The organism is Pseudoalteromonas sp. SMS1 (genome assembly GCF_021530565.1).
In the GTDB taxonomy this organism is placed as follows: Bacteria; Pseudomonadota; Gammaproteobacteria; order Enterobacterales; family Alteromonadaceae; genus Pseudoalteromonas.
In genome coordinates this window covers 25,481-49,550 of the sequence record NZ_JAKGBI010000029.1, presented here as the reverse complement: position 1 = coordinate 49,550, position 24,070 = coordinate 25,481, and the positions used below count along the sequence as shown (strand labels likewise).

The 24,070-nt window shown below is 43.5% G+C and carries 13 protein-coding genes; 2 read left to right on the top strand and 11 right to left on the bottom strand.

Annotated elements, in window-relative coordinates; translation table 11 throughout:
• The coding region (locus L1286_RS22390; protein WP_235409266.1) for a putative Ig domain-containing protein at nucleotides 1–15,096 on the bottom strand (15,096 nt) is incomplete at its 3' end.
• 631 nt (nucleotides 15,097–15,727) lie between these two features.
• On the opposite strand from L1286_RS22390, the gene L1286_RS22385 reads away from it, so the two are divergent.
• Both L1286_RS22385 and L1286_RS22380 read left to right on the top strand, forming a co-directional pair.
• Complete coding sequence (locus L1286_RS22385; RefSeq protein WP_235409265.1) at nucleotides 15,728–16,306, top strand: hypothetical protein; 579 nt, start codon at nucleotides 15,728–15,730, stop codon at nucleotides 16,304–16,306.
• Nucleotides 16,307–16,308: 2 nt separating this feature from the next.
• Complete coding sequence (locus tag L1286_RS22380; protein WP_235409264.1) at nucleotides 16,309–16,611, top strand: hypothetical protein; 303 nt, start codon at nucleotides 16,309–16,311, stop codon at nucleotides 16,609–16,611.
• 5 nt (nucleotides 16,612–16,616) lie between these two features.
• Here the strand turns inward: L1286_RS22380 and L1286_RS22375 are convergent, their stop codons facing one another.
• The 10 genes from L1286_RS22375 to L1286_RS22330 are packed head-to-tail and all read right to left on the bottom strand — an operon-like array spanning nucleotide 16,617 to nucleotide 24,069.
• Nucleotides 16,617–17,294 carry a sigma-70 family RNA polymerase sigma factor gene (locus L1286_RS22375; protein ID WP_235409267.1) on the bottom strand — a complete coding sequence of 226 codons (678 nt, stop codon included), beginning with the start codon at nucleotides 17,292–17,294 and terminating at the stop codon, nucleotides 16,617–16,619.
• A gap of 2 nt (nucleotides 17,295–17,296) precedes the next feature.
• Nucleotides 17,297–18,034, bottom strand: a complete 738-nt coding sequence (fliP, locus tag L1286_RS22370; RefSeq protein ID WP_235409263.1) for a flagellar type III secretion system pore protein FliP — start codon at nucleotides 18,032–18,034, stop codon at nucleotides 17,297–17,299.
• Nucleotides 18,027–18,308 (bottom strand): hypothetical protein, encoded by a 282-nt coding sequence (locus L1286_RS22365; RefSeq protein WP_235409262.1) that lies wholly within the window; start codon nucleotides 18,306–18,308, stop codon nucleotides 18,027–18,029. The genes fliP and L1286_RS22365 overlap by 8 nt, the downstream gene beginning before the upstream one ends.
• Complete coding sequence (locus L1286_RS22360) at nucleotides 18,308–18,619, bottom strand: FliM/FliN family flagellar motor switch protein (RefSeq protein ID WP_235409261.1); 312 nt, start codon at nucleotides 18,617–18,619, stop codon at nucleotides 18,308–18,310. Before L1286_RS22360 ends, L1286_RS22365 begins: the two co-directional genes overlap by 1 nt.
• The gene (locus L1286_RS22355; RefSeq protein ID WP_235409260.1) at nucleotides 18,620–19,321 is read right to left on the bottom strand and encodes a FliM/FliN family flagellar motor switch protein; all 702 of its coding nucleotides are present in this window, start codon (nucleotides 19,319–19,321) and stop codon (nucleotides 18,620–18,622) included.
• Entirely contained in the window at nucleotides 19,321–20,505 is a 1,185-nt protein-coding gene (gene flgF / locus L1286_RS22350; RefSeq protein WP_235409259.1) for a flagellar basal-body rod protein FlgF, read from the bottom strand. The genes L1286_RS22355 and flgF overlap by 1 nt, the downstream gene beginning before the upstream one ends.
• Before the next feature lie 17 nt (nucleotides 20,506–20,522).
• Nucleotides 20,523–20,939, bottom strand: a complete 417-nt coding sequence (locus tag L1286_RS22345) for a flagellar hook assembly protein FlgD (RefSeq protein WP_235409258.1) — start codon at nucleotides 20,937–20,939, stop codon at nucleotides 20,523–20,525.
• The gene (locus L1286_RS22340) at nucleotides 20,929–22,308 is read right to left on the bottom strand and encodes a hypothetical protein (RefSeq protein ID WP_235409257.1); all 1,380 of its coding nucleotides are present in this window, start codon (nucleotides 22,306–22,308) and stop codon (nucleotides 20,929–20,931) included. Before L1286_RS22340 ends, L1286_RS22345 begins: the two co-directional genes overlap by 11 nt.
• Nucleotides 22,305–22,745, bottom strand: a complete 441-nt coding sequence (locus tag L1286_RS22335) for a hypothetical protein (RefSeq protein WP_235409256.1) — start codon at nucleotides 22,743–22,745, stop codon at nucleotides 22,305–22,307. Before L1286_RS22335 ends, L1286_RS22340 begins: the two co-directional genes overlap by 4 nt.
• Nucleotides 22,738–24,069, bottom strand: a complete 1,332-nt coding sequence (locus L1286_RS22330) for a FliI/YscN family ATPase (RefSeq protein ID WP_235409255.1) — start codon at nucleotides 24,067–24,069, stop codon at nucleotides 22,738–22,740. Before L1286_RS22330 ends, L1286_RS22335 begins: the two co-directional genes overlap by 8 nt.
• Nucleotide 24,070: the final 1 nt, after the last annotated feature.

The window sequence follows — 24,070 nt, the reverse complement described above, 5'->3', positions numbered from 1 at the left end:
ACTGTTAAACGCATTCGCTCGTGACGGGATATCGAGCATCACTCCAGGTTGCAACTCAGAGCCGGCTCCTAAACCATTCAGGTCTGCGATGATGTACCAGAGGTTTTCATTACCATAATAAAGCTTAGCAATGCCTTTGAGGGTATCCCCTGCTTGAACCTGATGACGGGCCATGACAGACGACGTTTTGCTATCTGGCGCGCTAAAATGCTGCTCCTTTATTGAGTTTGAGCCCGTTTTGCTCAGCTCTCCAAGGTAGTTGCTACTACTGTATAAGTAATAGCTGCCTGTCTCTCGGCCTAAGTAGTTTTCGTCTTCTTTAAAGCCCACGTTTTGTGCAACCGTAGTTTCCCAATCAATGACTTCGCCAGAGCGAGGGTTATAATATGAGCGTTTAGTATTTAAATGTGCACTTGTTAATACTTGCGTTTGCTGCCCGGTCACCTTAGAAATCAGCTTACCTTCAGCGTCGTATCGCATGTAACGTGCATTCACGTCTTTGTCGCCTTGATAACGAGAATCGGTAATATGCTCTTCAATACGTGTGCGATTACCATTCGCATCATAACTGGACTTAGTTTGCGCATCTTGCAGGTTTTGGCTGTCTTTATGTGCGCGACTACCCGTACCTGTTGTTAAAGATTCTAAATAGGATTCTCTCGCTTCATATCGCTTACTAAAATTATGAATAAGCTCCGTAACCCCAGAAGGCAGCCCACGTTTTTGATAATAAGCATATGAGCGCACATTACCCGCGCCATCATATAGGTAGTTTTGGGTAATGGAGTTCACAGACAGGTTTGATTCGCTCCATGGCTCAGACACATAGATTTCTTCCCCAGATAAATACGGGGATGCATATTGTTTCAATGTCGACTCAATATTGATATTGAGCCCCTTTTCTTGCACCCATACAACCTCACCAGCGGCGTTATATCGCGTTTCAGTGTGGTTCTTAATTGCCCCGCCATAATTGACTGTCACCCAAACATTGTCTTCCACACTCGGTGCCTGAGGTGCTAAATGCCTTGGGTCTTCATCACCACCTGATGACAAATGGATAACCCTAGAACTTGACGCGCTAAAGTAGTCTCTTTTATCTGTTACACGCCCAAGTGCATCATATTCAAATCGGCTACTCGCCACCCAATTAGCGTGAGATGGATTAGCTGACAACGTTGCGCGCGCATCATACAGATTGATATTGGCTTTATTTTGATAGCTATCAACCGCTGCCATTTGGCCCCAACTATTATAAATAAACTGCTGAGCACCTCGGTTATTTGCACTGATAAGAAGTGCTTGCTGACCAACGTCATTGTAAGCAATATATTGGCCCTGTGCTTTAGTCGTAATTTGACCATTTACTAAGCCACCACCATCGTGTATGACTCGATTGTTACCATCATAAGTAAACCAATACTCATCTACATTGTCTGCGCTAGTGCTTTGCGCGCTCGCCGAAGCCGTTGACACGCTTGCCAAAGCACTTCTTTGCATCACAGCCGGCTCTGCGCGACTGAGCATAGGAACCGATTCTGTTTCAGCAATGTTTGCTTGTGGCTGAGCAGATGACGCGGCCATAGGTGCAGCATCAAATTGCAAACTGCGCGCAGAAGAAAATGGACTTATAAAAGGTATTTCATCAAAGCTAGGTTCCACCTCTAGGTTGAGGATTAAAGACGCTGATAGCCCTTTAGGGTCTTTAGCAGTGATTTTGATACCGTATTGACCGGGGCTAGTTACCTTCCCGGAAATGCGATTGCCATTTAGACTGACGCCACGTGGCAAATTTGTCGCGGTGTAAGTAAGGGTGTCACCATCAGGATCAGTAAATGCATTTGATGGAATGGTGTAGTACAGGTAATCATCCGCAAACATAAACTTGTGGAGGTTTCCGTTTGATACCGGTGCACGATTGGTCGCACTTGTGGTTGTTACCGTAATGCTTCTTGTAGTCCAGCTGCTCCAAGCCCCGTCGTCATCTTTAACACGCACTTTGACCCATTGATTACCCCCTGTGATACCTTTGACTGCGACGCGGCTTCCGCTACCAGACAAACTCACCCCCGATGATTTTTGCCACTGGTATTCTCTAACCGAGCCATCGGTATCTCTGCCTGTTGCAGTGAATGTCACACTGCTGCCTTTTTTCACGCTAGTTGCACCACTTAGGCTGACCGTAGGTGCTTTATTAGGCACAACGTTGTTGATCTTTAACTCAAAATCAGCAGACGCAGAAAGCTTGGTTGACTTTTGTTCAGTCGCCACAACCACAACTTTATATTTACCCGAAGAGCTGTACGAAGGCGTGCCACTCAATACACCTGAAGAACTAAAGCTCAAGCCTGAAGGCTTAGATACTCGCTTCCATACCCAGCTCCCTCCATCTGTGATTGGATTAGAATCGGGACCGCGCTCCTCTCCTTCAATAAGCGCAGATGATAACTGCGGACTCACTGGCGATCTTAAGTCAACGGATCTTAAGTCAATGGGTCCCGGATCATATTCATGTTTATAGAAAGTCGCCGTATAAGTCAGCGCATCACCATCTGGGTCTTTAAATTTAGACGCCACATTGTGAGAAAAGTAGCTTCCCTCTGACACCGTTTTGTTGTCTATTGTCCCTGCAGGACGCCTATTAGGTGTTTGTGTATCATTGACCTTAACTACGTACTTTTTCGTGGCCAATACAAAGTTACGTCTTAATTCATGGTCGTATTCACTGACTTCTAACGTAAATGAGTAGGCGCTTGAACGACCATCTGATGCACCTGGAGTTAAGGTCAACGTTCTCTTATCATTAGATACTTTGACCCAAGCTGGTGCGCCAATTAGTCGTTTAGTGATACCTGAATAAGTTCCACCCACATTTGCTATATTTAGTGAGCGTGTCTGGCCTTCATTGATCGTCACATAGTCGATATTTTTGATACGCAACGAAAAAGTAGATGACGCAGTAATGCTACGGTTATTTTTATCTGTTGCTGTGACATTAATGGTATAGCCTTTTGCCGTGCCATCTTTTAGCACACCAGAACTAGAAATAACGCCGGTAGTTTTATTAATACTTACGCCAGATGGTAAGCCCGTCGCCGAGTATTCTAAAACACGGCTACTTGAGTCAGGGGTAAAATAGCTCGAGATATTATACGTAAAGGTTTGCCCTTCTTCCGACTCTTTATTTGGTATCGTTCGAGTCGAAATTGGCGGTTTCACGTTTGCAACATTTAACGTCAACACTGCAGTTGCCGTGTTCGGGTTTCGCCGATTCGTCTCTGTTGCAATCACTTCTAATCGATAATTACCCGATGAAGAAGACCCTAACGTACCTTGAATATAACCCGCACGATTAAATGAAACTCCCTCTGGTGGACTTGAAATCACCCAACGCCATTCATAATGAGGTTCAAGTGGGTCACCAACTTGCACCATTTGTCGTTTCAAGAATCGACCGACATAGCTCAACGAGTCATTGTCTGGATTTGTAAAGTAACCTTTGACATTGGCATTGGAATTGGACAGCGCCTGCCCTTCTCGGTAGCTGAGCGTTCCATTTCTTGCCGTCAGAGGCTGATTAACCACTTTCGTATCTGGTACTGACACATGATATTCATATGTACCCAAAGAGGTCTCAAAAGGCTCAATCCCTGGCTCAGATTCCACCATGTACTTTTCATATTTGATAATATAAGGCGCACTTCTACCATCGCTCGCAGACGGGCTAATCTTCAGTGTGTTACCGCTAAATACCGCAAAACTGGGACTGCTTAATCGACGAATATGGACACCAGATTCATTACTTTGTTTCACAGTGATGGTTAAATCACCTTCCTCTTCTACCGTTACATAAGGCGTATCAGACACCCTCAACGTAAATTGTTCTGTGCGTTTAATGCTGGCATTGTTCTTATCCGACACTTCAACAGTTATGGTACGAGTACCTGCATCCTTGTAGCCGAGCTTGCCACTGATAACGCCAGATTGGTTGTAAGATAAAGACGAAGGCAGGCCTTTAATGACATATTTAAGCTGCCTTGAAGCTGAGTCAGCAACAAAATGGCTACTTAGATCTATGCTGACGCTATACCCTTCTCTTACTGATTTTGCTGAAATTGGCTTTGTCTCAATAGGTGCTTGAACATTCGAAACGTTAACCCGTATTTCACCTTTAAACACCGGAGCTGGTGATTTAGAATTGTCTTTTGCCTCTACATCGAGTCGATACACGCCAGCAGATTCATAAGACGGCGTTCCAACCAGTAGGCCGTTAGTATTTAAGCTAATGCCATCAATCGTAGATACTTTGTCCCAGCCACCTTGCGTATTTTGCTTAAATATTTGTGCTGAATAAGCAAGCCCTGAGATTTGCAGCGCATCAAAAAATTGAGCAACACTGCCTGTCGTGCTATTAAGCGTTTGATTTTCATTAACCAGTAAAGTGCCGTAAAAAGTATGGGATGGATTTGCAGAGATCTCTCCCGTGATCCCATTTTCCACTCTCATACTACGGCGATTGCCTACTGCATCATATCGATACGTAACCCGAGAAAGGATCTTTCCTTTCACCCAATTAGGTGTGCCCGTTGTCTTTGTATTGTTGTATTCCTGAGTTTGAGTAAGCGAAATACGACCATGGCTGTCATAATCCGTTTTGGTTTCATGACGAATTACTCGTTGTAAATCATCCCAAGATTGACGTAGTTCTAGCGTCCTTCGACCCGCCTTATCATACTCAAAATAGGAATATGCATCGGTGGTTTTATCGGTAATGCTCTTTAACCAACCATTGTCATAGTATCGATATTCAATGTTTTGACCATGGTCATTCTGTTTGTGGATTAAGCGACCAATATTTGAAATTTCGGCTTCTTGGTACGAGCTGTTGAGGGTTTTGACTTTTGTACTACCAAAATTACGACCATAGGTGTAGTTAAAGTCTTTTCCACCCAAGTCATTGCCTCGTTGCAGATTGCCATAGCTATCAAAATAGCGATAGTTCTTGTCCTTATCTGGCTCAGAATTTGAGTACAAGTTTAGATAAGTTTCGCTCCTTTGAGTGCCGTCACTGTTATATTGATAGACCTTTTCTCGGCCCACTTCGTCACGCGAGTAAATCACATTGCCATACATATCAAACTTGTAAGACTTTTCTCCGCCTAACGCATCTCGCTCGTGAGTTCGATTGCCTAGCTCGTCATAGTCATAGCTGTTTACAGCACGATACGTACCAGACACATTGTTGATCACACCAAATTGACCTGTTTCAACCACCCTGTCTAACTTGTCATAAGTTGTGGTTGTCACCTTGCCTTCAGCATCTTGCGTTACCACTTTTCTACCAAAGTTATCAAAGTGATGGTAGGTCAGGTGACCCTCTCCATCTTTGATGAGGGTTTGATTACCCGCTTCATCATACTTGTAGGTTTGCGTGTGATTGTTGCCATCTACTTTTTGAATTAATCGACCAGCTTCGTCATAGTGATAAAGGTTAATTGGCGTCTGGGCGGTCGTTTCACCATTCTCATCAGTCACTGCAACCGTTGGCAAGGTCTCCTGAATCAACTGGTTATTGTGGTTATATGCCATTTTAGTAACAAAGTCATGCGCATCAACCACTTCAATTACATTGCCCCATCGATCGAATGTTTGTTCGATTTGTGGACGTATCGATTGACCATTTTGGGTAAAGTGCGGCTGTTTAATTAGGGTTGCATTACCCAGTGCATCTCGGGTGATCTCGGTCAACCCGTTAAGTGCATGTAGATTGCTAGTAAGTCGACCCGCATTGTCATAGCTGTATGTTTTTAATACCCCATCGCCTTTTGATGTTTTCCAAAGTAATCCCTCGTTATTATATAAATAACGACCTTCTTCATCTTTTTTTACTTCACCAAATGCATTGTAATAGGTGTAATAAGACTTTACTGCACCATCACGGTCACCATCGTTATGACCCAATGTTTTACGCTCTATTTGGCCATTTTCATTATAGTAGTACTTAGTGTATCTCTGCTTGGTTTCGTCATTACCGGTATGCGGTTTACGCCATGACGAAAATGCACTCACGCTCTTATTTGTCTCTTTACTGTTAAACGAACGCGTTTGACGCTTTGCACTGTCAGAGGAGAGATAATTAGCCTCTAAAGTAATTGTGACCGTTGAGTACCCTCCAATGCCGTCATCCAATGAGATGAAGTGTATACCACCACTCAAGACACCCGTTGTCTCATTGAATGACACACCTACTGGCAAGCCACCGACTTTACTGCTTGAGCTTAAGTAATTGCCTTGACGATCAAAATGATAATACTGATAACTGAATGAGTAATGCTCATTTGCGTGATTCCATTCATTGTAAGATTGTCTGGTTTCAATCAACTGACCTAATGCGTTGTAGCGATGAGTAATCTTGCTACCCAAAGCATCATATTCAGCAATTAATTGGCCTCTAACGTTATACTCATGCTGCGTCACTTTATCAAGATTGCTGCTTGATGGTGCAGTGATATCCAATGTGGATGAAGATACGCTGCCTGAATTTGCGTGCTCGGTGCGTTTCACCATGTTGCCGAAAGCATCATATGCCATCGTTGTGTAACGTCGCCCAGTTTTGATATTTATGGCTTGCGATTGCAATTGGCTGGTGTCGAGCTCAGTTTTCGCAACAGACTCACTCGCAGTATGGATAAGCCTACCCACAGCATCATATTCACTGACAAATTTATCGAAAGTCTGCGCCGTGACCTTAGACAAATCCCCCGTATTTGCAGTGCGCTTTTGTGACGAAATGGTATTGCCGAGAGCGTCATATTCAAACGAGGAAATAAGGTGTGAATGAAACTCAAAATTCGCCGAGTGTGTAAAATCAGCAATGTTCACGTTAGATTGCACGGTGTGAAGTACACGTCCCATATCATCGTAGTGATATTCAGTTACGCGATTTTGACCATACGTGCTATTGCCCGCTTGCCCTGTTGGCACACTTGTGCCACTAATACTGCCAGTCAGTGCTACCGCATACTCTGTGTGCGTCTTCACAGCACCAAATGCATCATAATTCCACGTAGTGAGGAATTTACCCGCATCAACAGTGGCCTCTTTTTGGCCTAATCCGTTGTAATACGTATAGTTCGTTAATGCACGATATCCTGCGGTATCAAAGCTACCCGAGAGTAATTTCTCTGATTTAATCTCTTGGCCAAACGCATTGTAGGTAAACTGAGTTGACTGATTACCAATATTGACACGCTGTTTTCTACCTGCGGCATCGTAAGTTGTCAAAATAGATCTATCTTTTGATGCGTTTACTTGCAAATTCAGTGGGTTGTCCGAAACGATTGCGCCACCGCTGTTGACCATATCAGACAGCACAATATTGTGGTTCTGCCCAGTTCTGACTGTCGTTTCATCGGCGTACTTTATCAGCTGCACTGCTTGCCCAAGCGCATTGTAGCGACGCTCCGTGATATTCCCGTCCCCACTCACTTCAAATCTCACATTTCCGACACTGTCGTAAATCTTCAACTGAGTCACATGGGGGTTCGTTTCGCTAACAGCTTGGCTTAAATCCGCACCTTTCGTTGATCTTATTGCTCGTCCTAACGCATCATATTTGGTAATACTTTCAGTCGCAGGTGAATTGCGTGTTGCTTCTTGCCTCATTCCAGTCTGACGACCCGCATTGTCATACTCAAAGTGGGTAACGGCTTTTTCAACTACACTTTGCCACACTTTATTTTTCTGTGCGCCTTCTGTGATTTTTATCACATTGCCCAAGCCGTCATACTCAAACCGTTTAGTTACATTAACACCATCGAGGGTTGAGAGACTGCCATTTGACCAGTTATGAATCGTTTGTGAAGGACTTCGTTCATAGGAAAGACGGCCAGTATTATCATAATCATAAGTCCATGTAGCCCCTTTTTGATTGGTATGACTGGTTTTCTCGCCTCGGGTATTGTACGTGTATGATTCTGTGGTCCCATCGGCATGGCGCTGCCACGTAAGCTTTCCGAGCGCGTTAAATGCCGCCTCACTCACGCGGGCACCAGTCAGTACGCTAGCGCCGTACTGCGCTACCAAATCACTATAACTTAGCTCACTGTTCGTATACTTAGTTTGCAGTGACGAGACAGCTAATACAGAGGTATTGTGTTCAATGCTGCTGATAATGTCATTGACTTCATTGTAGCGCTGCTCAGTAACGAAACCTAACGCATCCACAGTAAAACGCAGACGCCCAGCAGCATCATAGAACATATGACTAGCTTGGTCTTGTGCTGAAGCGGCCGGCTTGTTGATCGGCGCATTACTGTCAATCACCGTGTTGTAGCTCACCGCTGTTGCGTATCGCGTTGTTTTGACAAGTTTACCCGCCGCATCGTAATCATTCTGCGTCAAACTTGCCGTATTGCCTTCGAGTAATTGTATGCTTTGGTGAACTCGACCAAACTGATCATAAATGGACTTTATTTTTTGATCCGCATAAGCGGCACCTGATCGAGTTAAATCAGCTGCCACCAGTGTCCCCTGAGCAAGCTTGCTAAAACCAGACGCGTTAATTGTCGCACGCTGTCCCCAATTAATTCTCTCAAATACGCGCCCTTGAGCATCATATACCCACTGTGTTACACCGCCATCAGCGTTAATTGATAATGACTTACGACCATTTTCATCATAGGCCGTATAGTGCGATATCTTGTTTTTAGATTTGGCACCTGCAAGGGCATTGGCAATGTTTGTATATGAGAACTCACCCGTGCTTAAACTGACACTTTGTCCATGAGAAAACTCAGTATGGCCTACTTCTAAAACATCACTGAGTTGATGTGTCGCAATAAGATTGCCGTTGACATCATAGTCGAAGTATTTTGCTGATCCATTGAGCGTTAAATAGCCGTTGACAGCACCTCCAGATTGAGACACCAACGCGCTGCTTATTTGGGCACCTGAACTTACGCTCATCACCTCTCCAGGTGGCGTAATAGGGTCAATCACAACGGGAGGCTCAATCGGATTAACGATGCCAATCGACCCGCGACTACTCGCTGAACGATATTTAATTTCTGAACTTGTAAATTCGGCTATTCTTTGATTGGATTCGTTGTAAACAAAATAGCTAATACGTTGATCATCAATTGGGCTGTTGCTTCCAAGTGATGCGTCGTTTTTAACCTTGCTCCCCAACAACTCAACCTTTTTAATCAGGTTGTCATTTTTATCGTAACTATAGCGCGTGATTTCATCGCCTTGCTGCGTTTTAATCAAACGACCAAACGCATCATATTCGTACTGCTTAGAAACCGCTTCAGCACCACTTCCATCAACCGTCTTAAGGACATCTCCTGCAGCGTTGTACACAAACTCTGTTTTACTTTGTACCGTACTGCCTTGCATCGTCGTCACAGAGCGTGCTCGACCTTTGGCATCAAATATGGTTTGCGTGACATTAGGCGTCCCAGCACTGACAGTACCGCCACTTATCACAGTCTTGATTTGCTCTGTTTTAGTGACCTTTGAGCCATGCTTCTCAAACGAAAACGTCGTCGTCAGCTTGAGCCCATCAGGGTCAACGACATTCGCAATAACTCGACCTACTTTGTCATAGTGTGTTTCAACTTGACGCCCAGCACCGTCGGTGACCAAATGCACGCGATCATTGCGATCAAACTGTGTCAAAGAGGCTAATTTGCCATTGGTATATGTCTCGGTGAGATTACCATTCTTATCGTAGTGGTACTCACTTAAGCTCACCCGCTGTCCAATACGATCAAGCTGCTCTACGCTCGCTATCAGCCCTAACGCATTACGCGTTGTTGTGACTGAGGAGCCATCAGCTTGCGTTACGGTCATGCTGTTACTCGCATCATCATACGCATATGCCGTTGTGTGGCCTGATGCATGTTCCACCAGCAACTTACGCCCTAGCATATCGTATTGTGTCTCAATACGACGTGTAGCACCATCAACCACACGTGACATAGTTACGACACGGCCCACATGATCTGATGCAATATTCAATGTATGGTGATTGGTTAATGTGCTGCCATTTGCATCCGTTTGCGTTAGCACACGACCAAATGCATCATATGTTTGACTCGTTGTGGTAGACGAACTGCCATATCGCTCAGTTGTACTAAGCAGCAGTCCTCGGCCATTGTACTCAAGCGACGACACAACTGTCTTTTTGCGGCTATTTCCACCGAGTTTATCTGCATACGTAAAATGCGTCTGTTGTGACTGCTTAACCAATTGAGCAAATGCATTGTATTCAAACGTTGTTTCATAACCTTGTGCATCGATTTGCTTTTCTACGAGTCCTCTCGCGTCATAGTCGACTCGCTCATGAAACGCATCACCTTGCGAAACACTTGCTCTAAGGTAGCTTTCAATGGTCTGGCCATTGGCTAACCGATTGGTGATCAATCCACCTTTTAGTTTCACCGACTCAATTTGGGCCTCTGTCAAAGGAGTATGATGGCGCAGTACATCCGTGCGTTCATTAAAGCCATTATAGCGGTACTCTGTTACCTGCCCTTGCGCGTCTACTTCAAAACGTTGATTACCTTGTGCATCGTAAAAATAACGTGTTTTGGCCCCTACTTTGTCTGTATAAGACACAATATTGCCAAGTACATCATATTGCGTGTGGTCGCCTTGTGCTGCAAATGCCCCGGTTAATCCCTGCGTTAAACTGGTCCCAGTTGTAATGCCGCGTCGCGTCAATTCTGCCTGATCAATATCACTTAGGGTGATCTTACCAATTGAGCCAGAACCACGTATCAAAAATGCACTCACATTCGTAATGTGGTTATCAGGCTCTACCGATTTTAAATCGGCTTCGAGATCACGCGTAATCGTATGCCATTGTCCATTGGTCGTGGTTGTCGGTAAGCTGATATGCGCATACCCGTTACTGATCGAAGAAGCGCTGTTGCTAGGGTTGTAGGTTATATAACGATGTCCTTTAGGGGTGGCGACACTGATATATACCGTATAACTCTCAGCGTACTTCATATCCCAGGAAATGGTTTTGCTTTGTGCATCCCAATTCGTTCGATCTGAATTCCTCAGTCTATACCCATTATTTTTACCAGAACCTGAAACCGTCAGTACCTCTGCCCCATATTCAGCATCATATTGCGCTTGCATGATTGCCCCAGCAGGGGTGGGGTCATAGACTTCCCAGTTTGCGGTATCAACCGGGTGATTGCGGTTATCCCCTAGTAACGCATTGCCATCTAATGTGGCAACCTGTCTACCCAATAGATCATATTGATAACGGGTACTACTTACTTCGTTTAATGAACGTAATTTGTAGTTGTCGACGTAAACTTCAGCGTTACTGGCACCTGGTCTAGGATTGTTGTAGAAACGTAGCTTCGCACGATTACTCCAATCCTTTGTCGTCTCAGTTACTGAAACCGCTTCATGTGGCTGACCCTTTGGGTATACCGTTAAGGTCGTTGTCTTCTCGGTAGTAGACCAATTAACCACGTAAGTGGTGTTTTCTGACAATGCAAGCAGCGGTTTATATCCTTGGGTGATACCATTTCTGACAACGCCCGAACTGATATTCACTCCATCAAAATAGACCGCATGTCTATCTAGTGTTTTTGCAGCCCAGCTTCCCGAGTTATCCAACCCACCATAAAAATACATGCCACTCAATTTGCTGCCAGTCGTTACTTCGATACTGGTTGATACATTGTCCGCAAGCTCAAACGACTGCTTAGAAATAATGGAAGGCCACTCACTTTTTGCGGATGCTAGTCTGGTGTATTTAACTTTGCCATTAGCAACTTCAATAGAGTTAGATGTATTGCCAGAAACAGTAAAACCATCAATGGCGTTGTCATTAAAATCATCGACCGCATTAGTTTGCGTGACGCCCGCCGCTGAGCTGGACTCGAAGGTTTGGCGATGAACCAAATTCCCGACCTTATCATAAGTAAACTTATCTAAGCCGCCATCTGCTTTTGTGTGGGTTTCAATTTGCCCCAGAGAAGTATAGGTCCAGGCTTGCCTCACTGTCGTGCCATTTGGCACAGATAGTGGACTCCCAATAACGTGATTTTTAACTTGAGTTAGATACTGCGTTTCAGTAATTTTCTGGCCATTTTTATCGTATTCAAACGTCGTCAAAGCGCCTATGGAGGACAGCTTTCCTACAACTTGGCTTTGTTGGTTGTAAAATGTATGAGATATCAGGTCATCCGCAGTTTCAGTGATGTGTCCTGGCGTGCCAGTATTTTTATACTGGCGCTGGGCTATTTCGTTTCCAGCCTGGTCATAATAGAATCGCGTCACATAGCCATCGCCATTTGTCGTATATTCAACTTGGCCATTTGCATTATACTGATAGTGTTTTGAAATCGCATCGCGCGCACTGGCCTGCGCATTTAAACCAGAAAGGCGCACTTCGCCAATACGACCAGACCCCCTCACCAAAAAGCCATTTATATTCGTAATAGTGACATTGGGTTGCACCGCCGCTAAATCTGCGACGAGATCGCGCGTCACCGTTGTCCACTTTCCACTCGTGGTGTCTACGTCTAAGAAGTGATGAGCATATTGTCCGTTCATATAAGGCGACTTAGCGCCTTGATTGTACGTGATGTAGCGGTGGCCAGCGGTGGTATTTACACTGATAAAAATCGTGTAAGCTTCTGCATATTTCATGTCCCAAGAGATAGTGCGCTGCTCAGATTGCCAATTCACCCGGTTATCACCACGCAAACGGTAGCCATTTTCTTTGCCACTGCCTTTTAGGACCATTACTTGGGCACCGTAGTCTGCATCAAAGGTGGGGGTCATAGTTGCACCAGCAGGTGACGCATCATAATTATCCCATTGGTGCGTCAAAATAGGCTGATTAATTCGCTTTAATGCTGAGCTACTCAGCGCAGTTTTATAACGTTTCTCTTCGACAAGCTGCCCAAGTTCATTGTAAATAAATTGCGTAGCAAACCCATCCGCATCAACGTTGTATTCAGGTTTGCCCGATGGCGTGTACAATGTATAGCGGGTCCGGTTGTCTGCATGATTTGCCATCGTATTCAATTGACTATCCAGCCAATCCAATGTTTTAGTCACGCCGCCAGCACTGTTGAGCCACCCCGAAGTAGACAATAAAGTTGCAAACTCTGTGACTTGAATCTGTTTCCCCGCATTGTCATGCCAGTATCGCGTCACTTTACCCAACGAATTAACCGTTGCTGCGCGATTTCCGACATCATCATAAAACACATAGCTACGCGCACCTTGCGCATTTTGCTGCGCAACAACACGCCCTTGCGTATCGTGATAAAAGCGCTCTACACCAAGGTCATCTGCCCCCAGTGCATTGCCTTTGGATTGCGATACCAACATGCCGGCTTTATCATACACTGCGGTTTGCCAAAGGCCATTGGCAAAATGTGTCCCAATGCGTTGATTCGCATCATCATAGCTATACGCAGTCACCGCTTTATTCGATTCTGTTTTCGTCAGTATACGACCTAAACCATCGTAACTATATGACGTACTCTGATCACTCCCTTGCGGCCTTGTCTCTTTTAATAAACGGCCGTGAATATCATAGACGTACATAGTGGTACTAATCACACCAGTACCCGCACCTTGCGCATTGACATCACTATAACGAGTCAGTGTATTTAGCTGGCCCCTAAAGTCGTAATCATATTGGGTGAGCTCTTGGTCTTGTTTGACCACAGTACCAACAAATTGTGCTAGCGCAGACTCTGTGAACACATTCCCCGTGTACTTTAATTCGGTATATACACGCTGGGCAGTACGTTGTCCCAATGCGTTATAGTTATACTCAACCACCCCACCTTCCGCATCGATACTGAAACGTAAGCGCTGATTGCTCCCATATATGTTACGTGTAATATTTTGACCGGTTTGTTCAGTTAATAGTTGATTATCACTATTGTAAGTACGTGTTACCGTCACGCCGTCAGCATCGGTTTGTTTTGTTATGTTGCCATGCGCATCGTATTCAAAGTGGGTTGAATGGCCGAGTCCATTTTTAATTTCACTCAATCGGCCGTTCGCATCATAGCTGTATTGTTCTTTGACAATTTGGTGTTGTTCTATGCGAGCAACAGACGTTAAGCGTTTATTATTATCAAAGAAGTAGTCTGTCGTCACGCCGCCCAGTGTAACCGCTGTATGGTTTGCACTGACATAATCATAACTGGTTTGGTTACCCTCACCATCAGTCAAGGTCTTAACTCTAAAGTCACTACCATGCGCCTCATAACTAATTGTTAATGAGGTGCCATCAGATTGGCTGACTGTATGAACACGTTTGCTCGACCCATGGTAGGTATACTTGGTCTCGTACACATTGCCGTCAGACACTTTATTGTCTTCAGGAGTGAGGTCTATTTTGATAGAAGAAAGGCGCTTCTGTGTGTCATAACCGTAATAAACGCGGCTATATGCTTTTGACGTGCCTGACTGAACTTCCAACTTCTCCAATAAACCTTGCGCATTGTATAAAAGCGCTGTGGTCTCAGTACCCGTTTCAGTTTTTGTTATAATTTTTGCCACTCGACCAGTCGAGCTTGAGTATTGAATCGTGGTTTTGTGATCTTGCGCACTTTCGATGGCAGTGAGTCGGCCTGACGTGTCATATAACTCTTGCGCTTGTGTGCCATCCTGCTTTAAAACAGCGCCACTACTCGTATATTGGAGCGTATCATCAGCACCAGTACCTGATTTGCTGACATATAATTTACGCGCAGTATCATATGAAAAGCGCTGCTCAAATCCATCAGCTGTAGTGCGAATTACCACACTTGAAGACGAGTTTTTAGCGCCTTCTAGTACTATTTTCTTTAAAAAGCCCAATCGCCATTGGTCATTGTTGTCACCATCAAAGTGACCTTCACTGTTATAAGTTCTAACAACGCCTAATCCTTGCCCAAGACCTGCTACCTGCTCGTCTTTGTTTTGAATAACCAGATTACCCGTCGCCGCATTCACAAACACAGACTCGTTACTTTGCCCTATTTGTTTCCCGCTTAACGATGAAAGAGAGTGTCCAAAAATGCCTAGACTTTCTGAAGAGAATACAATACCCACTTGTTTACCTATTTTTTTCTTATTTATAACCCTCTTCCTCTGTTTTCAAAAAAAGTTTAATTTTCTTTGAAAAAAAATGAATTTATTTTTGAAAATCCATATTTTTTGCTTTTTTTTGTGACAAGTAACACGTGTCCGTATAACTAAACTTGACAGAATTTCAAGAGTTCAATACCCACAAATTACCAACGATTTACATTGCAAGACGGCGTAACCAATAAATGATCAAATAGTATGCGCATCGATAAGTGGATGGCTCACTACTTATCTCAGTCACGAACAAAATCGCATTGAAAATAGAGTTACGTCCTATTTTCTCAAAGTATAGGGACGATTTTTTAGGCGCTAAATCAGGATGAAAATCGAGCGCGCTCTGCGAGATAGTTCAAATAAGATAGCGACTTATTGAATAGAGAAATAATCTTTGAATATAAACTGGCTTATGTGTCAAATAGCAGTATTCGAAACATGTATTCTAAAAGCATTAATAAACTCGCCAAACATAAGCATTTATTAGCAAATTCAAAACACAAAGCGAGCCATATTTTTTCTTTCCAATGGCAATCAGTTATTGCCTCGCGCGCGCTTAGGTGAGAAAATTAGGGCTATATTTAATTAAGACTTGAGCATTATGAACAAACTAGACAGCTCGTTAAAAGCCATTATTGAAGCCATGAATAATGGGCAAGAAGACACTATCGCATTGATAGAGCAAGCCACTTTGGAATTTCCAGATAACGCGGCATTGCAATTTTTACTGGCGTCTGAACTAGCTCAAAAACAAGATACTGCACAGGCGTTAAAAGCGTTTGAAAAAACAGTCATGCTTGACCCGAATATGCACATCGCAAGATACCAATACGTATTTTTTGCCATGGTTTCACAAGCATCCATTGATTACGAGACCCACTTAAATATACTGCTTTCTCTAGATGAATCATCGTACCTGTTGCACTTTTCTGCGGGCATTCAGTTTTTACTTTTAGATCAGGAAGAAAAAGCCATACAAGCTTTTCGTAAAGGTTTAGAACTAAATAACGAAAACATCGCGCTTAATGATGATGTACGCAATATCATATCTTTACTTTCAGGTGAGCAAACTGACGAGCAGCCAGTTGTAGAAGATGAAAACACAGAAACGGAAAAACAAGCTGAAACAGATGTTGAGAAAACATCTATATTGCTCGATATATACAAAAACCAGGTTTAAATATGATCAAGCCAGTCAGTCATTCTAACCATCATGCGAAAACCGTATCCTCGTCTAAAAAGAGGCCAGTTAGAAATACGTCGACTGTTAAAAAATCAAATAAAACTGAGTTTAACAGCAAAAATCCAGATAAAGATTTAAAACAGAAAATAGCTGGGGTATTAGAAGCGAGGTTCGGTCATGCTTTCGCACAAGAAGCTGAATTTAAAAATATGGTAGAAGCTATATTTTCTCAAGTGCAATCAAGCGCTTCTAAAGACCCAAAAATAGCAGAGTTAGTAAAGCTTGCATCGGTGAAAAAGTAGCGTCATTAAACTCGACTACTGAGCTCTGTTATCGCCTCTTTGTATAGCTGACTTACTCTGCCATTTGACAAATCTAGTGCGTGCGCAATTTCCTTAAATTTGTATCCCCTCAAATAGTACAGCTTTAGAATGATTGGCTTAGGCTGCTCTAATTCGTCTACAGTATTCAGGCACTTTTGCGCTAATAACGCGGTCTCTGTTTGTGAATATGTTTCACCCTTAATCAATAAATGTTCATATTCATTAAAAGAAAAAGACAACAGGTGATCAATCGCGAGATTAGATACCCAGTCAGAAAACACATCATCGCACGAGTCTAGATTTTCTTCATACGACTCCATCAAGAGAAAGTCTTCGGAGTCAACCTTGCACTTTTGTAAATAGGTTCCATTTTCTGAATAACTAAAAATCTTATTCAGAATACTGCCTTTGATACGATATTGCGCATATGTCTTAAACTTATTACCCAGCGCAGGCTTAAACGAGTCCATTGCATCCAATAGCCCGACATAAGCACACTGAATAAAATCATTTTGCTCAACACCGTGCAATCGCAACTTTCTCGACCAACTGAGTGCTTCTATTTGCGCCCAGCTTTGGTAAAGCTTGAAGATTGATTCTCGTGACTGAATACACTGATCAGACTTCCAGCGCTCCCAAAGCACTAACTCCTCTACTCTCATCACTAAGCGAAGCTGGCGACTAAGGATCCAGTGACCAATGACCAGCCATCGATTAACACGAATAGCATGACTTTGATCGGAAGTGCGATAGAGATAGGCGGCACCATAATCATACCCAACGACATCAAAACACTCGCCACAACTAGATCAATCAATAGAAAGGGTATAAAAATAACAAAAGCTATTTTAAACGCCGTGGTTAATTCACTCAGTAAAAAAGCAGGTATTAGGTGTTTAAACGTGACGTCATCCATCGTATCTGGGGCATGCGATTCTCCCGCCATATCTAACACAGCAAGAAAATCTTCCTCTCTCGTTTGCTGAAGCATAAAAGCTTTGAATGGCTCTGCACCATTTTCAATCGCCTGCGACAAAGAGATCTCGCTTTTAATATAGGGCCTTAACGCATTTTCATCCGCTTTCTCAAATACCGGTGACATGGTAAAAAAAGTTAAAAATAACGAGAGTGTAATGATGACAACATTTGGCGGTGTCTGCTGTAAACCCAGCGCATGTCGTAACATTGATAGCACAATTACAATTCGGGTAAATGCGGTCAGTGCAATTAACATCACAGGTACTAACGACATCAGTGTTAACATACCTGCGGTCTTGAGCTCTGGCGCCAAGTTATTTAGAAGCTCAGACGTTTCAATATCTTCAATAAGACCGTTTGCTTGCGCTGCCACATCAATGGAAAATAACAAAAAAAAGCAAACAAAAAAAACTGACTTAATCATTACTTACATCTTTTACTTTGTGCGGACTGGTTAGCTCAACAAGCCCTGCTTTCGATTCAAACACCAAATATTCTTGACCATCTATATTGATCTTGTGCAGCTGAGTGTTGTGACTAAGCTTTTCATTGGTATAGAGGTTTTTGCCATTTTGCGAGACCTTTTTCTTTTTTTGGCTGTAGAAATACACCACAAGCAAAAGCATGCAAAAGGCAATGACGATTAACCACTGAAACTCAGAAACCGGTTCAACACTTCTGAAAGTGATTGTGTCCATTAGTCTTTGGCTGCAATGTGCGTAATTTTTAGTCCAAAGTTGCCCTCAACAGCGACCAACTGACCTTTAGCGACAACTTGCTCGCCCAAGACCAATTCAACATCAGCGTCTACGCTTTGCTCCAGTTTAATAACATCACCTTGTTTGCTATTAAATAACTGCCCAACAGACATCTTAGTATTGCCAATCTTCACCTCAACTTCTGCTTGTAGGTCTTTGAAAAGATCCACATCAATTGCTGGTAATGCTGGCTCTGTTGAAGGGGTAGACTCATCAACATTTGTAAATTCAACAGTCTTCATGTTTTCCATTTATTCACCCAAAAAAATAACTGATTTATGTTTATGTTTAGAAACGAGATAACCTACTTTAGGCAGAAGTGTTCCATTTACTTTCAAGTTAACTGCATCTTTAACAGAGGGTGAAAGTGGTAAAACATCACCTTGTTGCATAGACATTAATTGCGCTAAATTAATCTGTGTCTTGCTCAACAAAATATCGGTATCTACGGTTAAATGAGAGATTGACGAGGTCAATGTCTGTTCAAAAGTATGTGGCACTGGCTTCAAAATATTCTCAACCGCAGCGGCGCTCACAAAGAGCGTAAACTCGCTTTGCCCAATTTGAATATCGAGTGCCACGCCCCATTGGCGGTTAGCTGATTTGTCTGACTCACCTAACGTTGTCAGCATGGCTGCTAAATCATTGAGGATGTGCGTACTGAATTCATCGGCCAAGGCGTCATCATCGTTGTTCAATGAGCCCTTGTATGCCGTTGCAGTGCAAAATAGAGAAGCACATAATGCTTCCCCTTTCGCTGCCACATGTGCACTTTCAAACACTGGCGCTTCAAGTGCCAGAGAACCAAACAATGTCTCGTTAAACGTCGCTTCGCATTGAGCAAGTGATTTATTAAGCCACTTGCTCGACCACGCATTTAGTGTCTCAACTAAATGCGTCTCGACTTTATTGCGACTAGAAAGTCCCAGAACAGCGCTATAACTAAAGCCCATTAGCGCCCTCTAGTATTTTCGTACAACTGCTCCAACAGCTGATTTGAAACGTTAAGAATACGAGAACTGGCCTGATATCCACGCTGAATGATCATCATATCGGCAAATTCACGAGAAAGATCCACGTTTGACAGTTCAATACTTTGTGCTGCGATTGAACCGATAGCACCTTCACCCGCAGTAGAGATCACTCGGCTGCTGTTGTCATCCGCTTTGAAGATCGCACCTTCGACTAGTTTAAGCGCGGTGGTATCTGAAAAGTTAGATAACGCAAGCTTAGGGCCTGTTTCCGTTTTACCATCAGAATAAGTTAGTTTAAGTGCGCCGTCAGACTGGAACTCAACGCTTTGTAATTCAGCCATTGCCGTACCGTCAGTGACAGTTGCACGTAATGTAGAGTCTTCACCCAAATCACTTGAGGTTGCACCCGATACAGAGCCTTGTTTACCAAATGAGAAGCTAATATTCGCAACACCACCATGAGAATCGCTAACCGGTACCGTTAAGCTGTTAAAGTCAGCACTTGGCGTGCCATCTGTATCAAAACGAATTTCACCCGTATGAAGTTCAGTGCCATTGGCGTCTTTCACTGACACATTCCAAGCACGATCAGTATCCGTGCTCTTAGTGAATGTCATCGTTAGCTCAACTTCTTCACCAAGGTTATTGAATACTTTAATACCACCAATTTCATGGGTTGTATCACCAGAAGATAGAACACCTGATAGTTCAACTAATGACGTTGCCGAAGGTGCTTTGGTTCTTAAACCACTGATATCAAAATCAACTAGTTGGCCTTGATCGTTTAGTGCGCCTACGTTCAAACCCGAAGCAGGGTCAATCAAAATGCCATCTTGGTTAAATGAAAATTGGCCAGCTCTGGTATAAAATTGCTGGTTTCCATTCATCAGAGTGAAGAAGCCTTGACCAGAAATAGCGACATCCGTTGCATTACCTGTCTGGCGAATATCACCGGTTGAGAATCTATATCCTAAACCAGAAATTTGCGTACCATAACCAGAACCACCTTGGTTAAGATTGTCACCGTTAGTTAAACTTTTGTAGAACGTATCTGTTCCACGGTAACCTGGTGTGTTCATGTTTGAGATGTTGTTACTCACGTTATCTAGATTTCTAGAAAATGAGTACATCCCTGACAAACCTGTAAAAAATGACTGTAGCATGTAATACCTCTAACTTATTAATTTTGTATTATTTTTACTTGCCCAAGGGTAATGTTGTCTAAAAAAGTGCCTTCCGCGCTTTTAATAGTCAGACTTGGGCCGCTCGCCGAATAATGAACAGCTTCAATCGTGCCGTTGAAACTTGAATTGGTATTTGTTGTCACTTCAACGGTTTTACCAAGTAAAGTAAGTGCTTGATTGGATGAGTTCATTGCCAACAGGGCAGTTAAATTCTCGTTTGACAATCGAGATTGTTCTAACGATGAAAACTGCGCTAACTGAGCCAAAAACTCTCTGTTATTAACAGGTTCCATCGGGTCTTGATAATTCAGCTGTGCAAGGAAGAGTTTGATAAACTCTTCTTGAGAGACTGAGTTATTGTTCGTCACTGCGGAATTTGTGGCCGCCGCGTTTCCTATAGATTCAATTTCCATTCATTTGCCCTTGCGACCATATTTTTTGACCATTAATGGTCAGTTCGGCCACTTGCTTATGCATTGTGCTCAAGTTATTAACTTCGCTAAATAAAGCCCTTAAGCTCTCAATATCACTGTAATAATCTCGGTAGTAGACTTTGAACTCACCTTTTTTGTCAGTCACAAAGCTCAGTAATTTAGGCGCAATCTCATGGGCAAATTCATTGTAAAAAGCACGAGGCTGTGCCTGCTTTTCGGTTCCCTTAGCATCATGGCTTTTCTTTTGAGTGGACGTAGATACCAAAAATTGTTCTGTGAACTTTTGGTTAGCCGTAACCTTTTCTTTATGCTCTAAATCGCCAGAAGTACGGGTTGGTTTTGCAACTTGAACGTGAACGGTGCTTTTAAGATGACGCGATGCGTCTATTTGAGCCCCTTTTGTAAGTTGCTCTCCACCATAAGATTGAGAAAGTAAACCGATGGCATACGCCGTCCACTTATATGATGCTATGTGCTTTGACTGCGTGCCTGATCCGTTTACCACCACAGCATCCAAGATCACACCTTGGTTATTTTCTTGCCCGGGCGACATCACAGACGCCATCAACGCTTGTAGCTGCGCGCCTTCATGCTGAGAAAAAACATTGACCAAGGCCTCTACTTGTACATTATCTAAGGGCTTCATAGAAAGCATCTGTGCACTTAATATCGCGCCGTTTTGAACAGACATAGACGCAGGCAACGTGTAGGGGGTGGTTTCATCAAACCGCACAGGGAACTGCATTGCATCTACATTCGGGTTAATGAATTTTGCAAAAAGTGTTTCGTGCAATGTGTTTGGCTGATAATTCGCAACAACCCCCTGAGTAAGACTGCCCTCTTGCCCAGCCCCGTCCTGATCAACTAGCCCAGGCGACACTTGAGCTGCGCCACCTAAGAACTGCGTAGGGTTAACAACGTGTTCGTCATCATTTTCAGTATGTAGTACGGGAGAAGCTTCTTCATTTCCATACAGTAACGCTATCAATGTGTGTGAAGCCGTGTTTTGTGGTACCGAAGCCGCTCCATTGTCAGCAATCAATGCATGCTTGACGTAGACTTCTTGCGGCAAGATATCAATGTTCTTCAAGAACGTGCCAGAAGCATTGTTTACCTTGATATTAGTGTGCTTCAAGTGCGTACCTGAGGCATTGTTTGTCTTGATATCAGGTGTCGTCTTATGCTCACCCAGGTTATGCTGATGACCTAAATCAATTTGCTCATTTGGGCTAAATGAATGTTTGGAATTGAGCATTTCCAGAAATTCATTCACCTGATTAGCATCCCGCTTTCCTGTTTTTTGTTGCAAGAGAAGCGAAAGGTTCAAGTTAGGATCTACGACAGTCATACCAAACTTCTCCTTTGGTTAATTGCGGCAATTTCGCCACACATTTGATCCCATTTTTTATCCAGCTCAAGCATGAAACCACGCTCTGCTTTACCCATATTTTCTTTGACTACCTGCTCTTTGGCATTCAGTAGCCTCAAAGTTTTTTGAACCTCAACCAATGAAGCTTTTAACGCCAATACATGCGCGTTCTTTTGTTCGATAAGCTGGTGTGATGACGCCAAGTGGCGTAGATGAGACTCGTGACAACCGCTTCCCATAGCCAGAAATTGAGTATGCTTTTCGCATTCTCGCTCGAGCGCAACCTCTAGCTTCGCGATCGTTGTTAGTTCATCTTCTATACGCCCTTCCAGATCCAGTTTTTTTAACTTCGCCTGATCGGATTGCATTTCCAGCATGCGCCTGAATTGGTCTAAGGTAGATCTGGTATCACCCATTTGACGCCCCACCAAACTTCAATTTATTAAGCGATAATTTAGCGTCTGCACTACTGACATAAGTGCCCAAGTCTTGCTGTAAAAAGCCGCAAGCGACTTGGTAATCGCTTTTAATCTGCTCTATATGTGATTGAGAAGACTCAAGCATGCCAAGTTCTAAAATCATCTTATTGTCGTCATACAGAGACAAAACATGTCTCAGCGACTTCACATCAGATTTTTGCTCAGCGGTGGTCAACCTATTGAACATACGGCTCACAGACTTCAACACAGAAACCGCTGGATAGTGATTTTTCTCGGCGAGTGCACGATCCAATACGACATGGCCATCTAATATTGCACGTAGAGAGTCAACAACCGGATCATTTAAGTCATCTCCTTCAACGAGTACACTTAACAACGCAGTGATCGCACCTCGGTTTTGAAAATTTCCACAACGTTCGACAATACTTGGTAGTATGGAAAACACTGAACTCGTGTAACCTTTCACGGTAGGAGGCTCACCGACTGCGAGGCCAATTTCCCTAAGTGCAAATGCAAATCGTGTCATTGAATCAATGGACAGAAATACATTACGCTGCTGATGAGAAAAGAACTCTGCCATTGCCATCGCGGTGTATACTGCATGCGCCCTGATGAGCGCGGGCTCTTCTGCAGTTGCAACAATCACGACTGAATGCTTAAGTCCGTCTGGGCCCAAGGTTTCATGCACAAACTCAGCGACTTCTCGACCACGCTCACCCACAAGTACAATAATATTCACTTTTTGTTGGTCTAAATTGTACTTACATATTCCACTGAGTAGCGAGCTCTTACCGACGCCACTGCCTGCAAATAAACCCACTCTTTGACCCTGTCCAATCGGTAAACAAGCATCCACCACTTTTAGCCCAGTCGAAAACTGTGTATCAACGGGTGCTCTTGACAACGGGTTAATAGCGGGTTTATGAATTGGCGCTAAATCATACGGTGCAATGGGACCTTTATCATCTATTGGCTCACCAAATGCATTAACAACGCGTCCTAAAAACGCCTGACCTACTTTTGCTTGAGCAGAGCGACCTTGCGGTACCACCTTTGAACCCAAAGTAATGCCCACCGCTTTTTCAAAAGGCATCAAAATAGCAGTCTCTTTTTTTAGCCCCACGACTTCAGCAACGACATACCGGTCTTGAGTCGTCAGTTCGATGTGGCATATCTCACCAATAAATAAATCCGGACAGACCACTTCTAATGTAAGCCCAATTACTTGAGTAACACGTCCAATGGCCTTAGGTTCATTGACCTTTTCTAAGGACTGTTTATAAAGAGATATCAACGACATA